This is a genomic window from Streptomyces sp. NPDC107498 (assembly GCF_055582805.1).
In genome coordinates this window covers 323747-341412 of record NZ_JBVJPE010000004.1, presented here as the reverse complement: position 1 = coordinate 341412, position 17666 = coordinate 323747, and the positions used below count along the sequence as shown (strand labels likewise).

The 17666-nt window shown below is 72.4% G+C and carries 15 protein-coding genes; 1 reads left to right on the top strand and 14 read right to left on the bottom strand.

Features of this window, described 5'->3' with window-relative positions; all coding sequences use genetic code 11:
* Window positions 1-93: 93 nt before the first annotated feature.
* The 9 genes from ACZ66Z_RS09780 to ACZ66Z_RS09740 form a co-directional block, all read right to left on the bottom strand.
* On the bottom strand, window positions 94-1863 hold the full coding sequence (locus ACZ66Z_RS09780) for an IucA/IucC family protein (protein WP_469933453.1): 1770 nt from the start codon (window positions 1861-1863) through the stop codon (window positions 94-96).
* A complete protein-coding gene (locus ACZ66Z_RS09775; protein WP_469933452.1) occupies window positions 1860-2396 on the bottom strand; it encodes a GNAT family N-acetyltransferase in 537 nt (178 codons plus the stop codon). Before ACZ66Z_RS09775 ends, ACZ66Z_RS09780 begins: the two co-directional genes overlap by 4 nt.
* Window positions 2393-3667, bottom strand: a complete 1275-nt coding sequence (locus tag ACZ66Z_RS09770) for a lysine N(6)-hydroxylase/L-ornithine N(5)-oxygenase family protein (protein WP_469933451.1) — start codon at window positions 3665-3667, stop codon at window positions 2393-2395. Before ACZ66Z_RS09770 ends, ACZ66Z_RS09775 begins: the two co-directional genes overlap by 4 nt.
* Entirely contained in the window at window positions 3654-5132 is a 1479-nt protein-coding gene (locus ACZ66Z_RS09765) for a pyridoxal phosphate-dependent decarboxylase family protein (RefSeq protein ID WP_469933450.1), read from the bottom strand. Before ACZ66Z_RS09765 ends, ACZ66Z_RS09770 begins: the two co-directional genes overlap by 14 nt.
* Window positions 5133-5268: 136 nt before the next feature.
* Window positions 5269-6159 (bottom strand): siderophore-interacting protein, encoded by an 891-nt coding sequence (locus ACZ66Z_RS09760; protein WP_469933449.1) that lies wholly within the window; start codon window positions 6157-6159, stop codon window positions 5269-5271.
* A 117-nt stretch (window positions 6160-6276) separates the two neighbouring features.
* Window positions 6277-7437: an acyl-CoA dehydrogenase family protein gene (locus ACZ66Z_RS09755; RefSeq protein WP_469933448.1), complete on the bottom strand. Its 1161-nt coding sequence runs from the start codon at window positions 7435-7437 to the stop codon at window positions 6277-6279.
* A gap of 8 nt (window positions 7438-7445) precedes the next feature.
* On the bottom strand, window positions 7446-8381 hold the full coding sequence (locus ACZ66Z_RS09750) for a hydroxymethylglutaryl-CoA lyase (protein WP_469933447.1): 936 nt from the start codon (window positions 8379-8381) through the stop codon (window positions 7446-7448).
* Window positions 8378-10312, bottom strand: a complete 1935-nt coding sequence (locus tag ACZ66Z_RS09745) for an acetyl/propionyl/methylcrotonyl-CoA carboxylase subunit alpha (RefSeq protein WP_469933446.1) — start codon at window positions 10310-10312, stop codon at window positions 8378-8380. The genes ACZ66Z_RS09750 and ACZ66Z_RS09745 overlap by 4 nt, the downstream gene beginning before the upstream one ends.
* Window positions 10313-10326: 14 nt before the next feature.
* Window positions 10327-11934, bottom strand: coding sequence for a carboxyl transferase domain-containing protein (locus ACZ66Z_RS09740; RefSeq protein WP_030685291.1), 1608 nt, complete (start codon window positions 11932-11934; stop codon window positions 10327-10329).
* Window positions 11935-12021: 87 nt separating this feature from the next.
* Here ACZ66Z_RS09740 and ACZ66Z_RS09735 point away from each other — a divergent pair, with 87 nt between their 5' ends.
* On the top strand, window positions 12022-12612 hold the full coding sequence (locus tag ACZ66Z_RS09735; RefSeq protein ID WP_469933445.1) for an SACE_7040 family transcriptional regulator: 591 nt from the start codon (window positions 12022-12024) through the stop codon (window positions 12610-12612).
* Window positions 12613-12662: 50 nt separating this feature from the next.
* Here ACZ66Z_RS09735 and ACZ66Z_RS09730 read toward each other — a convergent pair whose 3' ends face one another.
* The 5 genes from ACZ66Z_RS09730 to ACZ66Z_RS09710 are packed head-to-tail and all read right to left on the bottom strand — an operon-like array spanning window position 12663 to window position 17189.
* On the bottom strand, window positions 12663-13700 hold the full coding sequence (locus ACZ66Z_RS09730; protein ID WP_469933444.1) for a TauD/TfdA family dioxygenase: 1038 nt from the start codon (window positions 13698-13700) through the stop codon (window positions 12663-12665).
* Between the two features lie 54 nt (window positions 13701-13754).
* Window positions 13755-14732: a HesA/MoeB/ThiF family protein gene (locus tag ACZ66Z_RS09725; protein WP_469933443.1), complete on the bottom strand. Its 978-nt coding sequence runs from the start codon at window positions 14730-14732 to the stop codon at window positions 13755-13757.
* Window positions 14729-15616, bottom strand: a complete 888-nt coding sequence (locus ACZ66Z_RS09720) for a hypothetical protein (protein WP_469933442.1) — start codon at window positions 15614-15616, stop codon at window positions 14729-14731. Before ACZ66Z_RS09720 ends, ACZ66Z_RS09725 begins: the two co-directional genes overlap by 4 nt.
* Window positions 15613-16824 (bottom strand): acyl-CoA dehydrogenase family protein, encoded by a 1212-nt coding sequence (locus ACZ66Z_RS09715; protein WP_469933441.1) that lies wholly within the window; start codon window positions 16822-16824, stop codon window positions 15613-15615. Before ACZ66Z_RS09715 ends, ACZ66Z_RS09720 begins: the two co-directional genes overlap by 4 nt.
* A 44-nt stretch (window positions 16825-16868) precedes the next feature.
* The gene (locus ACZ66Z_RS09710) at window positions 16869-17189 is read right to left on the bottom strand and encodes a hypothetical protein (protein WP_469933440.1); all 321 of its coding nucleotides are present in this window, start codon (window positions 17187-17189) and stop codon (window positions 16869-16871) included.
* Between the last annotated feature and the right edge of the window lie 477 nt (window positions 17190-17666).

Sequence of the window (17666 nt, the reverse complement as noted above, 5' to 3'; positions counted from 1 at the left end):
TCGATCCGGTCGCCGCCGGTGAGGCCCCGAAGGTGATGCGAGCCCCGGCGGAGGACCGTACTCCGCCGGGGCTCGCATCGGTTCGGGGCGACGTCAGGCGAACCGGGCGATCGGGTTCACCAGGTCGCCGACCAGCTGGAGGGCCGCCGACGGGTCCGCCAGGTCGACCATCTGCCTGTTGTTGCGGAGCTGGAGGCGGTTGAGGGCCGAGAGGGCGAAGGTCTCCGCGAACATGTCGTACCGCGCGAACTTCTCCGCCAGTTCCGGCTTCGACTCCTGGTAGGCGCGCACGCACTCCGCGACCGTCCGCCAGAAGTCGTCCTCGTCGAGGACGCCCTCCGCCGCCAGGGTCGAGCCCAGGAAGCGGAAGAAGCAGTCGAAGACGTCCGTGAAGACCGAGAGGAGCTTCATGTCCTCCGGGACCTCGGCGCGGATCCGCCCCACCGCCGGCGGGAGGACCGCCGCCGGGTCCATCACGCAGATCTCCTCCGCGATGTCCTTGAAGATCGCGCGGGCCACCGCGCCCCGCTCGTCCAGGACCAGGATCACGTTCTCGCCGTGCGGCATGAAGACCAGGTCGTACGCGTAGAAGCAGTGCAGGACCGGGAGGAGGTAGGCGTCCAGGTACTTCCTCAGCCACGCCGTCGGCTCCAGGCCCGACTCCTTGACCAGCGCGCCCGCGAAGGACGCGCCCGCGTGGTCCACGTGGAGGAGGGACGCCATCGTCGCCAGGCGCTCGCCCCCGGCGAGCGTCGGCACCGGCGACTCGCGCCACAGGGCCGCCAGCATCTTCCGGTACGGCGAGTAGCGGTCCGTCGCGGCCTCGTACTCCAGGTGCCGGTAGCCGACCGCCGCCCGCTCGCGGATGATCGAGAACCGGGCCGCCCCGAGCGTGGCGTCCGCCTCGATCAGGCCGTGCAGCCAGTCGTTGATCGCCGGAGTGGCCTCCATGTACGCCGCCGACAGGCCGCGCATGAAGCCCATGTTGAGGACGGACAGGGCCGTCTTCACGTAGTGCCTGGCCGGGTCGGAGGCGTTGAAGAAGGTGCGGATCGACTGCTGCGCCAGGTAGGCGTCGTCGCCCTCGCCCAGGTACACCAGGCGCTCCTGCGCGACCTCGGCGGCGAAGGTGACGGACAGCTTGTTCCACCACTGCCAGGGATGGGCCGGCACGAGGAGGTAGTCCGACGGGTCCAGGCCCCGGGCCGCCAGCGTCGCGGCGAAGCCGTCCACCGTCGCGTCGCCGAGCTCCGCGCGGACGAACGCCTCGTACGCGATGCCCTCCCCCGCCGTGAACGTGGCGCGGTCGCGGTGGGCCGCGAGCCAGATCAGGTGGATCTCGCTCGCCGTCTCCGGCGCGTACGCCCGGTACTCGTCAACGCCGAAGCCCAGCCGGCCGTTGTTGGCGACGAAGCAGGGGTGGCCCTCGGTCATCCCGGTCTCGATCGCCTGGAAGCCGGCGCGGGCCAGTTCGGCGGAGGACACGGGCGGCTTGGTCGACTTGTAGGCCGTGCCCGCCAGGGTGGAGGAGATCTCCTCCAGGTAGACCGGCAGGACCTCGTCGCTCAGGCCGAGGGAGCCGCGCAGCTCGATGACGAACCGGAGCGCGTCGAGCGGGAGCTGCTCGTCGCCCCGGTGGCGGCTGATCGAGTCCGGGTAGACCTGCCAGTGGTCCAGCGCGAAGCGGTCGGCGGTGAAGCGGTACTCGACCGTGCCGTCGTCGCTGAGGACCTGGTAGCGGCTCTCGCCCAGCTCCTCGGGGTGCAGCAGCCGCTCGTGGGCGAACTCGGCGAGGCCCTTGCGGATCAGGGCGCGGTTGGCGGCGGCCCAGCGCTCGGGGGTGAGGTGTGCGACGGGGTTCACGCGGCGGCTCCGACGGCGGTCTCGAACTGGGCGCGGGTGCAGAAGCTCAGCAGGGCCTTCTTCTCGGGCTTCTGGATCTCGCGCTCGGGCACGAAGCCGACGGCCTCGTTGAGCGCGTGCACGGCCTTGTTGCGGACGTCGGGCTCGACGACCACGCGGGCGGTCGCCGGGTCGGCGAACAGCTCCGCCATCACGGCGGTGATCACGGTCCGGGTGAAGCCGTGCACGGGGGTGTCGGTGGGCGCGACGAGGAAGTGCATCCCGACGTCGCCGGGCCGCGCCTCGTACAGCCCGACCAGCTCGACCTCCGAGGGGTCGTACCGCTCCATGAGGAAGGCGGGCTCGCCGTCGACGAGGCCGATGAAGGCGTCGTGGTGCGGATGGGCGGCGATCGCCATGTACTCGCGCTCGACGTCCTGGAGCTTCGCGTCCTGCATCATCCAGAAGGCGGCCTTGGGGTGGGTGACCCAGGGGTGGATCAGCTCGGCGTCCTTCAGGGGGTCGAGGGGACGTATGTGGATGACGGCGGTCATACGGCGAACTCCTGGAACGCGATGGTCTTCTCTACGGGGTAGTACTCGGAACCCAGCATCTCCCCGATGATGTAGGCGTTGCGGTACGGGCCCATGCCCAGGTCGGGCGAGGTGATCGAATGGGTGTGCACGCCGGCGTTCTGCAGGAAGATCCCGCGGCCGGTGGTGTCGATCGCGTAGTTGCGGGCCACGTCGAAACGGCCCCGGCCGTCGAAGCGGAGACGGTCCTCGACCGGCTTCAGGAAGGCGGGGACGGCGTATCTGTAGCCGGTGGCGAGGATCAGGCCCTCGGTCTCCACGGTGAAGTCCCTCTCCTGCTCCTCCTGGCGGAAGCCGAGCGCGTACGTGCCCGTCGCGGAGTCGTACGCGGCCGTGTTCAGGGACGAGTTGGTCAGGAGGCGGGTGGGGACCGGGCCGTTCAGGTTCTTCTGGTAGAGCAGGTCGAAGATGGCGTCGATCAGCTCGCCGTCGATGCCCTTGAACAGGCCCTTCTGCTCGGTCTCCAGGCGGTAGCGGGTCTGCTCGGGCAGCGCGTGGAAGTAGTCCACGTACTCCGGGGAGGTCATCTCCAGGGTGAGCTTGGTGTATTCGAGCGGGAAGAAGCGGGGGGAGCGGGTCACCCAGTTCAGCCGGTAGCCGTGGACGTCGATCTCGCTCAGGAGGTCGTGGTAGATCTCGGCGGCGCTCTGTCCGCTGCCGACCAGGGTGATCGACCCCTTCTTCTGCAGCTCCTCCTTGTGCGGGAGGTAGCGCGAGTTGTGGATCAGGTCGCCGCCGAGGTCTCGGCAGGCCTCCGGGACGTACGGCGGGGTGCCGGTGCCGAGGACGATCCGGCGCGACCGGAACGTCTCCCCGGCAGCCGTGGCCACCGCGTACAGCTCGGTGGTCTCGTCGTACGTCACGGTGGTGACCGTGGTGGAGAAGCGGATCGAGGTGAGTTTCCCGGCGGCCCAGCGGCAGTAGTCGTTGTACTCGGTGCGCAGCGGGTAGAAGTTCTCGCGGATGTAGAAGGAGTAGAGCCGGCCCTTCTCCTTCAGGTAGTTCAGGAAGGAGTACGGGGAGGTCGGGTCCGCGAGGGTGACCAGGTCCGACATGAAGGGGGTCTGGAGGTGGGCGCCGTCGAGGAACATCCCCGAGTGCCACTCGAAGTCCGGCTTGGACTCCAGGAAGACGCCGTTCAGCTCGGCGATCGGCTCGGCCAGGCAGGCGAGTCCGAGGTTGAACGGACCGAGCCCGATGCCGATGAAGTCGTGGATCTCAGGCGTGGACAAGGTTCTCTCCCAGGTACTGCTCGGCGTGGCCGGCTATCAGATCGAGGACGGCGGCGATGTCGGCCGCGGTGGTCTCGGGGTTGAGCAAGGTGAACTTGAGGTACTGGCGGCCGTCGACCCTGGTGCCGGCGACGACCGCCTCGCCGGAGGCGAACAGGGCCTTGCGGGCGTAGAGGTTGGCCCGGTCGACGTCGTCGGGGGAGGTCACGGACTCGGGGACGTAGCGGTAGACGAGGGTGGAGAGCTGCGGCTCGACCACGACGTCGTAGCGCGGGTCGGCGGCGAGCAGTGCGAAGCCCTCGCGGGCCAGGCCGCAGACCTCGTCGAAGAGCTCGCCGATGCCGTCGGCGCCCATCACGCGCAGGGTCATCCAGAGCTTGAGCGCGTCGAAGCGGCGGGTGGTCTGGAGGGACTTGTCGACCTGGTTGGGGATCCGCTCGGCGAGCGTCGAGGGGGTCCCCCCTGCTCGAGCGGAGCCGAGGGCTTGGGGGAGGGGGTTGAGGTAGTCCGCGTGGTAGGTCGCGTGGCGCAGGGTGGCGCCGTCGCGGACCAGGACGGCGGAGGAGCTCACCGGCTGGAAGAAGGACTTGTGGTAGTCGACGGTGACCGAGTCGGCCCGCTCGATGCCGTCGAGGAGCCCGCGCCGGGTCCGGGAGGCGAGCAGTCCGCAGCCGTAGGCGGCGTCGACGTGCATCCAGGCGCCGTACTCGGCGGCCAGGTTCGCGATCTCGGGGAGCGGGTCGATGGAGCCGAAGTCGGTGGTGCCGGCGGTGGCGACGATCGCCATCGGGACCAGGCCCTCGGCGCGGCAGGTCTCCAGTTCGGCGGCGAGGACGACGGACTGCATGCGCTTGTCGCGGTCGACCGGGACGGAGACGACGGCGTCGCGCCCGAGGCCGAGCAGCTGGGCCGACTTCTGGACGCTGAAGTGGCTGCACTCGGAGGAGAAGATCCGCAGTTTCGACAGGTCGGCCGCGCCGGTCTCCTCACGGGCGAGGAGCAGGGCCTGGAGGTTGGACTGGGTGCCGCCGCTGGTGAACACGCCGTCGGCGAGCGGGCCGAGGCCGATCCGGCCGGTGGTCCAGTCGATCAGTTTCCGCTCGATGAGCGTGCCGCCGGCGCTCTGGTCCCAGGTGTCGAGCGAGGAGTTGACCGCCGAGAGGACGGCCTCGCCGAGGACGGCGGGGATGACCACCGGGCAGTTGAGGTGCCCGAGGTAGCGGGGGTGGTGGAAGTAGACGGCGTCGCGGAGGTAGACGTCCTCCAGCTCGTCGAGGGCGGCGGAGGCGTCGCCGAGCGGCCGGTCGAGGTCGACGGCGTCGACGACGGGGGCCAGCTCGGCGGGCGTCACGCCCGTGAACGGGCCGCGCGTCGTCGCGAGTTTCCTCGCCACCCGCTCCACTCCTTCGGTGACGGAGCGCCGGTAGCTCTCCGCCGTCGTGTCGTTGAGCAGGTGGGAACGCATGTGGGGCCCTTCCGGGAGCGGACTCGGTCGGTCTTGGTTAGGTTAGCCTAACCTAACTTTCTGGCACAACGGCCCCCCAACCCGAAGGGGATGGGGGGCCGTTGGCCCTGCGGGGGCACCGGGGCCGGGAGGGGGTCTAGGCCGCGTCCTGGACCTGGCCCCGAGCGGTCCCGTCCAGGGCCTCGTCCCGCGCCGTCTCGTCCGGCACCTCGCGCAGGGCGTCCTCGGACAGGCCCTTGCGCCAGTAGCCGACGAACGTGACCCGGCGGCGGTCGAGTCCCCGCTCCCGTACGAAGTGCCGGCGCAGCGCCTTCACCGCGCCCGACTCGCCCGCGATCCAGACGTACGGGGCCAGTCCGGGCAGCTCGGTGCCGGACACCGCGTCGACGGCGGACGGCGCCCCTTCCTCCCGTACGAGCCAGGTGACCGTGGCGTCCGCCTCGGTCGCGAGCTCCGTCCGGTCGCCGGAGAACGGCACTTCCAGGAACACCCGGGCGCGGGTCTCGGCCGGCAGCCACTCCAGGATCGCGGAGGCGGCGGGCAGGGCCGTCTCGTCGGCCCAGATCAGCACGGAGTCGGCGTCCTCGGGGAGCTGGAAGCGGACGCCCGTGTTCGCGGCGACCGCCGGGCCCAGGACCACCACCCGGTCGCCGGGCTCGGCGCGGCCGGCCCAGCGGCAGGCGGGGCCGCCGTCCTCATGGAGGGCGAAGTCGATGTCGATCTCGTTCGGCCCGGTGCGCTGCTCGCGGACGGTGTACGAGCGCATCACGGCCCGCACGTCGTCCGGCATCGCCCGCCAGGCGCCCAGGATCGCGTACATGTCGGGGTCGTCCAGCGGCGGCAGGACCGGGGCCTCCTGGCCGGGGTGCGGCAGGAAGAGGGAGAGCGACTGGTCGCGGCCCCCGGCGGCGAAGTCCTTCAGGTCGTCCCCGGTGAAGGTGATCCGGACCAGGGACGGGCCGAGGCGCCGCGTCCGGTCGACCTGGAGGGAGAAGAACGTGAAGGGGGCGGTCTCGGCTTGGGTCATGAAAACGTAGGTTAGCCTAACCTCACTAAACTCTACAGGGGTGGGGGAGAGCCCGCCGCCCCGGGGGGACGACGGGCTCGCTCCGTCACGGAGACCGGGCCGGGCCGGGGGGCCGGATCAGGCCGGCAGGCCCAACTCCCGCGCGATCAGCATCCGCTGGACCTCGCTGGTGCCCTCGCCGATCTCCAGGATCTTCGAGTCGCGCCACATCCGGGCCACCGGGTACTCGTTCATGAAGCCGTAGCCGCCGTGGATCTGGGTCGCCTCGCGGGCGTTGTCCACCGCCACCGTGGAGGAGTACAGCTTCGCGATCGCCGCCTCCTTCTTGAACGGCTCGCCCAGCACGAGCCGCGAGGCCGCGTCCCGCCAGCCGATCCGGGCCATGTGGGCCTTCGTCTCCATGTCGGCGATCTTGAACTGGATCGCCTGGTACGTGCTGATCGGCGACCCGAAGGCGTGACGCTCCTTCGCGTACTTCACCGACTCGTCCACACAGCCCTGCGCGAGGCCCGTCGCCAGCGCCGCGATCGCGACCCGGCCCTCGTCCAGGATCCGCAGGAACTGCGCGTACCCCCGGCCCTCCTCGCCGAGCAGGTTCTCCACCGGGACGCGGACGTCGTCGAAGGAGAGCTCACGGGTGTCCGAGGCGTTCCAGCCGACCTTCGAGTACGGGGCGGCGACCGTGAAGCCCGGGGTGCCGGACGGCACGATGATCGAGGAGATCAGCGGACGCCCGTCGGGCTTGCGGCCGGTGACCGCCGTGACCGTCACCAGACCCGTGATGTCCGTACCGGAGTTGGTGATGAAGCACTTCGAGCCGTTGACGACCCAGTGGTCGCCGTCGCGGACCGCCGTGGTGCGGGTGCCGCCCGCGTCCGAGCCCGCGCCCGGCTCGGTCAGGCCGAACGCGCCGAGCACCTCGCCGGAGCACAGCTTCGGCAGCCACGCGCGCTTCTGCTCCTCCGTGCCGAAGCGGTAGACCGGCATGGCGCCGAGCGAGACGCCCGCCTCCAGGGTGATGGCCACGGAGGAGTCGACCCGGGCCAGCTCCTCCAGGGCGATCCCGAGGGCCAGGTAGTCACCGCCCATGCCGCCGTACTCCTCGGGGAACGGCAGCCCGAACAGGCCCATGCGGCCCATCTCGCGGACGATCTCGTACGGGAACTCGTGCCGCTCGTAGTAGTCGCCGATCTTCGGCGCCACGACGTCGTGGGCGAACTCCTCGACGGTACGGCGGAGTTCCTCGTGCTCTTCGGTGAGCCGGTGGTCGAGGGACATGGCTTTCGTCACTCCTTGTGGGAGAGGGCGCGGACGGTACGGGAGGGGCTGGGCCGGCCCAGTTGTTCGGCCATCCACACGCTCGTGGCGGTGAGGGCGGCCAGATCGACCCCGGTCTCGATGCCGAGACCGTCGAGCATCCACACGAGGTCCTCGGTGGCGAGATTGCCGGTCGCGCTCTTCGCGTACGGGCAGCCGCCGAGGCCGCCGGCGGAGGCGTCGACGGTGGTCACCCCGTGCCGCAGGGCGGCCAGGGTGTTGGACAGCGCCTGCCCGTAGGTGTCGTGGAAGTGCACGGCGACACGGGAGACGGGGACGCCGGCCCCGGTCAGGGCCGTCAGGAGGGCCTGGACGTGTCCCGGCGTGGCGACGCCGATCGTGTCCCCGAGGCTCAGCTCGTCACAGCCCATGTCCGCCAGGGCCTTGGTGACCCTGACGACCTGCTCGACCGGCACGGCGCCCTCCCAGGGGTCGCCGAAGCACATCGACAGGTACCCGCGCACCTTCAGCCCGGCCTCTATGGCGCGGGTGACGGTCGGCGCGAACATCGCGAGCGCCTCGTCGACCGTCCGGTTCAGGTTGGCCTTCGCGAAGGACTCGGTCGCCGAGGCGAACACGGCGACCTCACGGGCGCCCAGCGCGAGGGCGCGGTCGAGACCGCGCTCGTTCGGCACGAGGACGGGCAGCCGGACCGGGAGGTCACGGACGAGCGGGAACAGCTCCTCCGCGTCGGCGAGCTGCGGCACCCACTTCGGGTGCACGAAGCTCGTCGCCTCGATCGTCGTCAGGCCGGCGGCCGCGAGCCGCCGGACGAACTCGGCCTTCACCCCGGTCGGGACGGCCGTCCCCTCGTTCTGCAGGCCGTCCCGGGCACCGACCTCGTGGATCCGCACCCGGGCGGGCAGCGACGGGTCCGGCACGGTCATCGGCAGTCCGGTGCTCATGCGCCCTCCTCCTCGCGGGGCGTCACCACGGCCAGGATCTGGTCCATGGCGACGGTGGTGCCGGGCGTGACGTCCAGCTCGGTGACGGTGCCGGCGTGCGGGGCGGAGATGACGTGCTCCATCTTCATCGCCTCGACCACCAGCAGGCTCTGCCCGGCCTCCACCTCGTCCCCGACGGCCACCTTCACGACCGTCACGGTCCCGGGCATCGGCGCGGCGAGCGTGTCGGCCCCTCCGTGGCGGGCACCGGAGAGCGCGGCCTCGACGGGGTCGTGGGGGAGCACGTGCCAGGAGTCCCCGTCCCGGCCCAGCCAGTCGCCCGCGCGGCGGAAGGCGTGCGTCACGCCGTCCACGGTGACCGTCACCGTGCCGTCCGCGACCCGGGCGCCGTCCGGCGCCCCGACCGTGACGGGTTCGGCCCCCGGTACGCGGAACGGGAAGGCGAGCGGCTTCGCCGTGCCGCCCAGGCGCCACCCGCTCGGCACGTCGAACGGGTCCGTCCAGCCGTCCCGGGGCGCCGGGGCCAGCTCCGCGCGCCGCACGGCCGCCGCCGCCGCGTACACCTCGTCCGGCACGCCCCGCGGGACCAGGTCCTCCGCGTCCCGTTCCACCAGGCCGGTGTCCAGGTCGCCCGAGACGACGTCCGGGTGGGCGAGGAGACGGCGGAGGAAGCCCGCGTTGGTGGGGACGCCGAGGGTGACCAGTTCGCCGAGTGCGGCGCGCAGCTTGCGCAGGGCCGTGGGACGGTCCGGCGCGTGCACGATGACCTTCGACAGCATCGGGTCGTAGAGGGACGAGACCTCCGTGCCCTCCGAGAGGCCCGAGTCCGTGCGGACGCCGTCGCCCCGCGGCTCGTGCAGCGCCAGCACCGTGCCGCCCGACGGCAGGAAGCCGCGCGCCGGGTCCTCCGCGCAGATCCGCGCCTCGATCGCCCAGCCGTCGAGACGGACGTCGTCCTGCGCGAACGGCAGCGGCTCGCCCGCCGCCACCCGCAGCTGCCACTCCACCAGGTCGATGCCGGTGACGAACTCGGTCACCGGGTGCTCGACCTGGAGACGGGTGTTCATCTCCATGAAGTAGTACGAGGCGGGGTCGCCGCCCGGCACGATGAACTCGACCGTGCCCGCGCCCACGTAGCCGCAGGAGCGCGCCGCCTCGACCGCCGCCGCGCCCATCGACGCCCGGATCTCCGGGGTGAGCAGGACGCTCGGCGCCTCCTCGATGATCTTCTGGTGGCGGCGCTGGAGCGAGCACTCGCGCTCGCCGAGGTGGATCACGTTCCCGTGGGCGTCCGCGAGGACCTGGATCTCGATGTGCCGGGGCCGGTCGATCCACCGCTCCACGAGCAGCGTGTCGTCGCCGAAGGAGGAACGGGCCTCCCGGCGGGCCGCCGCGATCTCGTCGTCGAGCGTCGCCAGGTCGCGGACCAGCCGCATGCCCTTGCCGCCGCCGCCCGCGCTCGGCTTGAGCAGGACGGGAGCGCCCAGCTCGCGGGCCGCCGCCTCCAGTTCGGGGTCGGCCGCGCCGGGGACCACGGGCACGCCCGCGGCCTTCACGGTCTCCTTCGCGCGGATCTTGTCGCCCATGAGGGAGATCGCGGCGGCGGAGGGGCCGATGAAGACCAGGCCCGCGTCCGTGCAGGCCTTCGCGAACCCGGCGTTCTCCGCCAGGAACCCGTAGCCGGGGTGCACGGCCTGCGCCCCGGTCCGCCGGGCCGCCTCCAGCAGCGCCGGGACGGACAGGTACGACTCGGCGGCCGGCGGCGGACCGATTCGCACCGCCGTGTCCGCCTCCCGCACGTGCCGGGCGTCGGCGTCCGCGTCGCTGTAGACGGCCACCGAGCGCACGCCCATCTCCCGCAGGGTGCGGATGACGCGGACGGCGATCTCGCCCCGGTTGGCCACGAGGACGGTGTCGAACATGCTCTGCATCTTCTGGGAGCCCTTCACATCCGGAAGACGCCGAACTGGGGGTCACCCAGGGGCGCGTTGGCACAGGCGGTCAGGGCGAGGCCGAGGACCTGCCGGGTCTCCAGCGGGTCGATGACCCCGTCGTCCCACAGTCGGGCGGTCGCGTAGTAGGCGCTGCCCTGCGTCTCGTACTGCTCGCGGATCGGGGCCTTGAAGGCCTCTTCCTCCTCGGCGCTCCACCCGTCGCCGAGCTGGTCGCGCTTGACGGTCGCGAGGACGGACGCGGCCTGCTCGCCGCCCATGACCGAGATCTTGGCGTTGGGCCACATCCACAGGAAGCGGGGGGAGTACGCCCGGCCGCACATCGAGTAGTTGCCCGCGCCGTACGAACCGCCGACGACGACCGTCAGCTTCGGCACGCGGGTGGTGGCCACGGCCGTGACCATCTTGGCGCCGTGCTTGGCGATGCCGCCGTGCTCGTACGCCTTGCCGACCATGAAGCCGGTGATGTTCTGCAGGAAGACGAGCGGGATCCCGCGCTGGTCGCACAGCTCGATGAAGTGCGCGCCCTTCTGGGCCGACTCGGCGAACAGGATGCCGTTGTTGGCGACGATGCCGACCGGGTGGCCGTGGATCCGGGCGAAGCCGGTGACCAGCGTCTGCCCGTACTCGGACTTGAACTCCTGGAAGCGGGAGCCGTCCACGACCCGGGCGATCACCTCGCGCACGTCGTACGGGGTGCGCGAGTCCACCGGCACCGCGCCGTACAGCCCGTACGGATCGACCTTCGGCTCCTCGGCCGGCTCGACCGACCAGGGCAGCGGGCCGCGCTCGGGGAGCGTGGCGACGATGTTCCGGACGATCCGCAGCGCGTGCGCGTCGTCCTCGGCCAGGTGGTCGGTGACGCCGGAGATCCGCGAGTGGACCTCGCCGCCGCCGAGCTCCTCCGCCGTGACGACCTCGCCGGTCGCCGCCTTCACCAGCGGCGGACCGCCCAGGAAGATCGTGCCCTGGTTCCGCACGATCACGGCCTCGTCGCTCATCGCCGGGACGTACGCGCCGCCGGCCGTGCACGAGCCCATGACCGCCGCGATCTGCGGGATGCCGGCGCCGGACATCCGGGCCTGGTTGAAGAAGATCCGGCCGAAGTGCTCCCGGTCCGGGAAGACCTCGTCCTGCATCGGCAGGAAGGCGCCGCCCGAGTCGACCAGGTAGAGGCAGGGGAGACGGTTCTCCAGCGCCACCTCCTGGGCGCGCAGGTGCTTCTTCACCGTCATCGGGTAGTACGTGCCGCCCTTGACGGTCGCGTCGTTCGCCACGATCACGCACTCGCGCCCGGAGACCCGGCCGATGCCCGCGATGACGCCGGCCGCCGGGGCCTGGTCGCCGTACATGCCGTTCGCCGCCAGCGGGGCCAGCTCCAGGAACGGCGAGCCCGGGTCGAGCAGCGTGTCCACCCGGTCCCGCGGCAGCAGCTTGCCGCGCGCGGTGTGCCGGGCCCTGGACTTCTCACCACCGCCCAGGGCGGCCGCCGCGAGCTTGGCGCGCAGGGTCGCCGCCAGCTCGTGATGGGCCGCCTCATTGGCCTGCCAGGCCGCGGACGCGGGATCCGCCGCGCTCGTCAGCACAGGTGCCTGCTGCATCCCTCGAGCTCCCTTGCTCGGTTAATGAGCGTTAACGTACGCCGCCCAGGTTAACGACCGCTAACCGGGTTGTCTAGAATCGAATCCATGACCACGAGCCCCACCCGGACGGACGCCCCGACGCGACGCGAGCAGATCCTCAAGGAGGCCGCCCGCCTCTTCGCCGAGCGCGGGTTCCACGGCGTCGGCGTGGACGAGATAGGGGCGGCCGTCGGCATCAGCGGTCCCGGCCTCTACCGCCACTTCCCGGGGAAGGACGCGATGCTCGCCGAGCTCCTCGTCGGCATCAGCGAGCGGCTCCTGTCCGGCGGGCGCCTGCGCGTGGCCGAAGCGGACGGGGATCCGCGCGCCCTCCTCGGCTCCCTCATCGACGGGCACATCGACTTCGCCCTCGACGACCGGCCGCTGATCACCCTCCACGACCGCGAGCTCGACCGGCTCAAGGACGAGGACCGCAAGCGCGTCCGGCAGCTCCAGCGGCAGTACGTCGAGCTCTGGGTCGCCGTCGTGCGCGAGCTGTACCCGGCCGCCGGGGAGTCGGAGGCGCGGGCCGCGGTCCACGCGGTCTTCGGCCTCCTCAACTCGACCCCGCACCTGGGCGCCCCGCTGGGCCGCGCCGAGATGGAGCGCCTGCTCAGGGGCCTGGCCCACGGCGCCCTCGGCGCCCTCGCGGCCTGAACCGCCGACGCCCGGGCCCGCACGCGTGTGCGAGCCCGGACGTCGGCGGTTCAGACGGCCGTCAGCGCGGGCGCCGGGGCGGGCGCGGTGACCGGGTTGTGGCTGCGGCCCTCGCCGAGGTGGCCGAGGACCGGCCGCAGGTCGGCCAGGGCGAAGGAGCGCCGCAGCCAGCGGTCCTCGCCGTCGTACCGCGGGGTGAAACCGGTGCGGCCGTGCACGGTCCGCCGGTTGTCGAGGATGATCAGCTCGCCGGGACGGAGCACGATCCCGCGCAGCGCGCCGAGCATCGCCGACTGGAGCGCGGCCAGGGCGTCGCGGGCCTCGGCGGTGACGCCGACCGTGCCGTGGAAGTCCACCCGCAGGTCCGGGTCGTGGGCCGGGCCGGAGAGGACCGGCACCGGCGGGGTCAGCACCTCCTGGTCGGTGTCGTGCACGAAGGAGCTGGAGAACCGGGTCCGGAACTCGGGCCGCCGCAGCGCCTCGACGGTCCGCGCGTCGAGGGTCGGCAGCACGTCCCCGATCCCGGCGGTGACCGTGGCGGCCACCCCGTCCCGGTCGCCGCGCAGGCAGATCAGGCTCAGGAAGTGCGGGGCGGCCGGGTGGAAGCCGTCCTCGGTGTGCAGCTCCAGCAGGATGGAGCCGCTGTTCTCCTGGCGCGTCTCGGCGCCGCGCTTGGGGCTGACGTCCTGGACGAGGTCGCCGTTCTTCTCGTCGCTGTACGAGATGGAGCGGCCCAGCACCGACATCACCATGAGCTGCGCGACCGTCGCCACCGCGACCTCGGTCCAGGCGGGCTCGTCCTCCACCCGGTCGGGGGTGGCGGGCAGCTCGCCGACGGGCAGGCCGCGCAGCAGCAGGATGCCGCTCTCGTTCCCCCGGTCGCGGAAGGAGATGAGGGCACGGCGGACGTGCGCGGGCAGGGCGGCGGCGGCGAGTTCCACGGCGTGCAGCAGGTCGGTGCCGTGCAGGGAGTGGCCGGCGTACTCGTCGGCGATCCTGAGGGCGGACGCCTCGACGATCTCCGCCTCGGTCCCGCTCAGCACGATGCCGGTCGCGCGCGCGTCGGCGTACGCGAATTCTTTTCTCATGCGTCCTTTCCTTCTCTGCGTCCTGTTCCGGGTCGGTCTCCGGCCGGGAGCCGTCTAGCGGGCCACCCGGTCGGCGCGGCGGGCGGCACGGTAGACGGCCCCCGGCGCGAAGCCCCGCCACGCCTGCTCGGCCGGCAGCTTCCGCAGGAAGCGGGCCTTCTCCCAGTGGCGGCTCACCCGGTTGACGGCCCGGCGGCCGGGCGTCAGGGCGATGTGGTGGACGTCGACGGCGACCGTGCGCGGCACGTCCTCGCCGGCCACCAGCTGGTTGACCATGTGCACGGCGAGCGACCCGAACTGGGTGGCCGCCTCGGTCAGCTGCGGCACGCTGTAGTCGGGCCGGCCGAGACCGCGGCGCAGCTCCCGGTACATCTCGCCGGGGATGTGGCCGCGCGGGGCGATCCGGAAGATCGCCTCCCAGGTGTCGAGCCGTTCGGCGTCCTCCGCCAGCAGCTCGCCGTCGAAGATCCGCCGGACCAGCCGGTAGTCGAAGCACTGGGCGGCGAGCATGCCCGCCATGTCCCAGCCGGTGACCAGCGGCTTGCGCTGGCGGCACGCCTCCTGGTGGAGGGCGACCTTGGCGAGCAGACCCGACCGCGTCGTGACGTCGACGCCGTCGACGATCACCTCGGCGCGGCGGACCAGCTCCCGGACGTTCTCCGGGGTGATGCCCTCGGGCACCACCTCGGCCCGGACGTGCGGGTTGATGGCGCGCAGGGCGGCGGCGCCCACCTCGGCCTTGTTGCGGCCGAGGTCGTCGACGGTGGCGTGCTGCCGGTTGAGGTTGTTCAGCTCGTAGGTGCCGACGTCCGCGAGGACGAAGTCGCGGTATCCCATGCGGCCGAGCGGCTGGACGGTGGCGCCGCCGATGGAGCCGCAGCCGGCGATGAGCAGCGGCGCGTGCCGGATGCGGTCCTGGAGGTCGGCGGGGACGAGGCCGCGGTTGCGCTGCGTCAGCGAGGCGTAGAACTCCTCCTCGGCCAGTTCGCGGGCCTCCGCGGGCGTGCCGACATCGGGCGGTGTGGCGTTCATGAGCGGGCCTCCCGGAAGGCGGTGAGCCGGGCGCCGACCGAACCGGGCTCACCGGACACGAGGATCGCGTCGAGGTGGGCGAGGGTGGGCCGCAGGGCGCCCTCGTCGGTGAGGACGAAGGGGTACGAGCGCTGCTGCTGGTCCCACATCGGCGCGAACAGGTCCTCGGGGTCCGAGGGCCGCGCGGGCACGTCGAGCATGCGCGCCGCGAAGCCGAGCAGGCCCAGCTGGCGGATGGCGACCCCGGGCTTGCCGTCGCCGACGACGGCGGCGCCCTCCTCGGCCAGGGCCAGGACGCAGCCCTCCGCCCAGCCCCGGTAGACCCACCAGGGGACGGAGACGCCGGCCTGGGAGCGCTCCATGGCGTAGTCGCGGACCAGGCGCTTGCCCTCCCAGACGTGGGCGGCGGGCGTGGCGGCGCCGAGCGGGTCGGCGAGCCGGAGCTCGTAGTCGCGTTCGACGACGAAGGGGCGGTGGGCCGGGTCGCCGAGGCGGGTGCCCGCCGGGCTGCGGGTGCCGGCCAGGGTGCCGTACCCGCGCAGCCGGCCGGTCTCCGCCTCGACGACCAGGGTGTGCTGGTCGGTGAGGGCGGACACGTCGTACGGCTCCGCGTCGAGGCCGCGCGCGGCGGCGGCCTCCTCGTTGACCCAGCCCCGCTGGAGGTACTGGGCGAGGCGGAAGCGGTAGACGTCCGCGAGGTACGGGGCGGGCAGCTGTGAGCCGCGGACGGTGAGGGTGAGCAGGCCCTCCGGGGCGACGGCCCGGAAGAGCGGCTCGCCCTCGACGGACGACTCCAGGTCGGGCAGGACGATCGCCCGGGTCTCGTGCAGCAGGCGGACCCGGTACTCGGTCAGCTCGGCGGGGGAGGCCGGGGCGGTGGTCACCGGACCTCCGGGACGCCGAACAGCTCGCCGGTGACGACCAGCGCGAGGGCCTCGGGGCTGCCCTCGTAGATCCGCGGGCCGTAGGCGTCGCGCAGGACCCGGTCCATGCCGTCCTCGCGCTGGAAGGCGGCGGCGCCGATGAGGGCCATGGCGGCGTCGGCGTTGTCGATGGCGGCGCGGTCGGCGACCATCTTGGCGACGGCCGGCTCGTACGCCGGGGTGGGGATGACGGTGTCGGCCTTGAGGACCGCGTCCAGGTAGAGGGCGCGGGAGGCGGAGACGCGCGCGGCCATGTCGGCCAGCTTGCGGGCGGACATCTGGTGCTCGAAGAGGAGCTTGCCGCCCTGGCGGCGGGTGCCGGCCCAGGCGACGGCGCGGTCCAGGGCGTGCCGGGCGATGCCGGTGGCGACGGCGGCGCAGGTGACGCGGGTGAGGTTGCCGATGGCGACGTTGAGGTCCCAGCCGCCGCGCTCGTCGCCGAGCACGTTCTCCTCGGGCACGCGCGCGCCGTCGAGGATCAGCTCGCCGGCCGGGGCGGTGCGGTAGCCGACCTTGTCGTGGATCTCGCCACGGGTGACGCCGTCCTGCTCCAGCTCGGTGACGAAGCAGGTCAGCCCGGTGGAGCCGGGGGCGTCCTCCAGGTTCGCCATGATCGTGGCGTAGGTGGCGACCGGGGCGTTGGTGATGTACCGCTTGGTGCCGGTGAGGAGGTACTCGCTGCCGGAGCGGCGGGCGACGGTCATGTCCTGGGCGTACGGCGCCTGCTGGGGCAGGACCAGGTCGGTGCCGTTGCGCTCCTCGGCGACGGCGTTGCAGGCGAGGACGGGCTCCGGGCCGAGGAACTTCGGCAGGTACTTCTCCTGCAGCTCCGGCTTCTCGCAGATGAGCAGCGGGGTCTGGAAGAGACCGGTGGCCCCGAAGATCAGCGCCATGCCGGGGTCGGCGGCGGCCAGCTCCTCCAGGGTGAGGGCGATGCCGAGCTGGCTCAGGCCCAGACCGCCGAACTCGCGCGGGATGGCCATGCGGAGCAGTCCGAGCGCGTGGCCCTTGCGGACGGTCTCCCAGTCGACCTGGCCCTTCTCGATGCGGTCGCGCTCGGCGGCGCCGGGGGCGACCTCGTCCCGGGCGAAGGCGGTGACCTCGCGCAGGTGGTCGGCCTCGGCGGCGTCGAGCAGCGGGTGGTCGGCGGGGTTGTGCGTGTACGTCATGGCGGTTCCTTGTCTGAGGGGGTGCGGGGCCCGGGGCGGTGCGGTCAGCCCGCGAGGGAGAAGGTCGTCAGGGCCTGGCCGACGGCGAAGGTCTGCATGACGGGGCCGCGGGCGGTGACGCGGCGGGAGGTCACGGTCCGCAGGAAGGTGCGGCGGCCGGCGGCGAGGTCCAGCAGATCGGCGTGGGTGATGCCGACGACGTGGGTGGGCTCGGCCTCGGTGACGGCGCCCTGCGGGTCGAGCGTGAACTCGGCGTCCGGCTCGGAGATCACGAAGCGGACGGTGGCGCCCGCGGCGTGCCAGGCGGTGGAGGACCGGGCGGCCTCGGACAGGGTGCGGGAGATCTCTTCGGGCGAGATGGCCATGCGGAATTCCTTCACTCTCGGAGGGCGGGAAGACGGAGGTGGGGCCGGTCGCGGGCCCCGTCGGTCCCGGGGCCCGGGGCGGGGCCCCGCGGGATGCCGTGACGGCCGGACGCGGTGGGGACCCGGTGGACGGCGAGCCGCCTCGCGTCGGGCCGGAGGGGCCGGGCCGAAGGGGGAGTGACGCGGGCTCCTCCCGGCGCCGCCCCCTCGAACGAGCTCGACGTTACCGACCGGTAGGAGAGGCTGTCCACGATGTAAAGCGAGGTTCCACGGCTCGGGAATCGGCCATCCAGGAAGCGGTAATCGGCCGTCCATCAAAGGAAGTTGGGCCAGTTCGAAGAACCCGTGGTAACCCCCGGAAGCACGGGGGCGGCCCCCGGAAACGCCGAGTGGGCTTGCGGCCGGGGGAGCCGCAAGCCCACGTTCGGGGGAGGGAGGGGGGAAGGTGTGGTAGGGGCGCGGGTGGGCGCCCGGGGG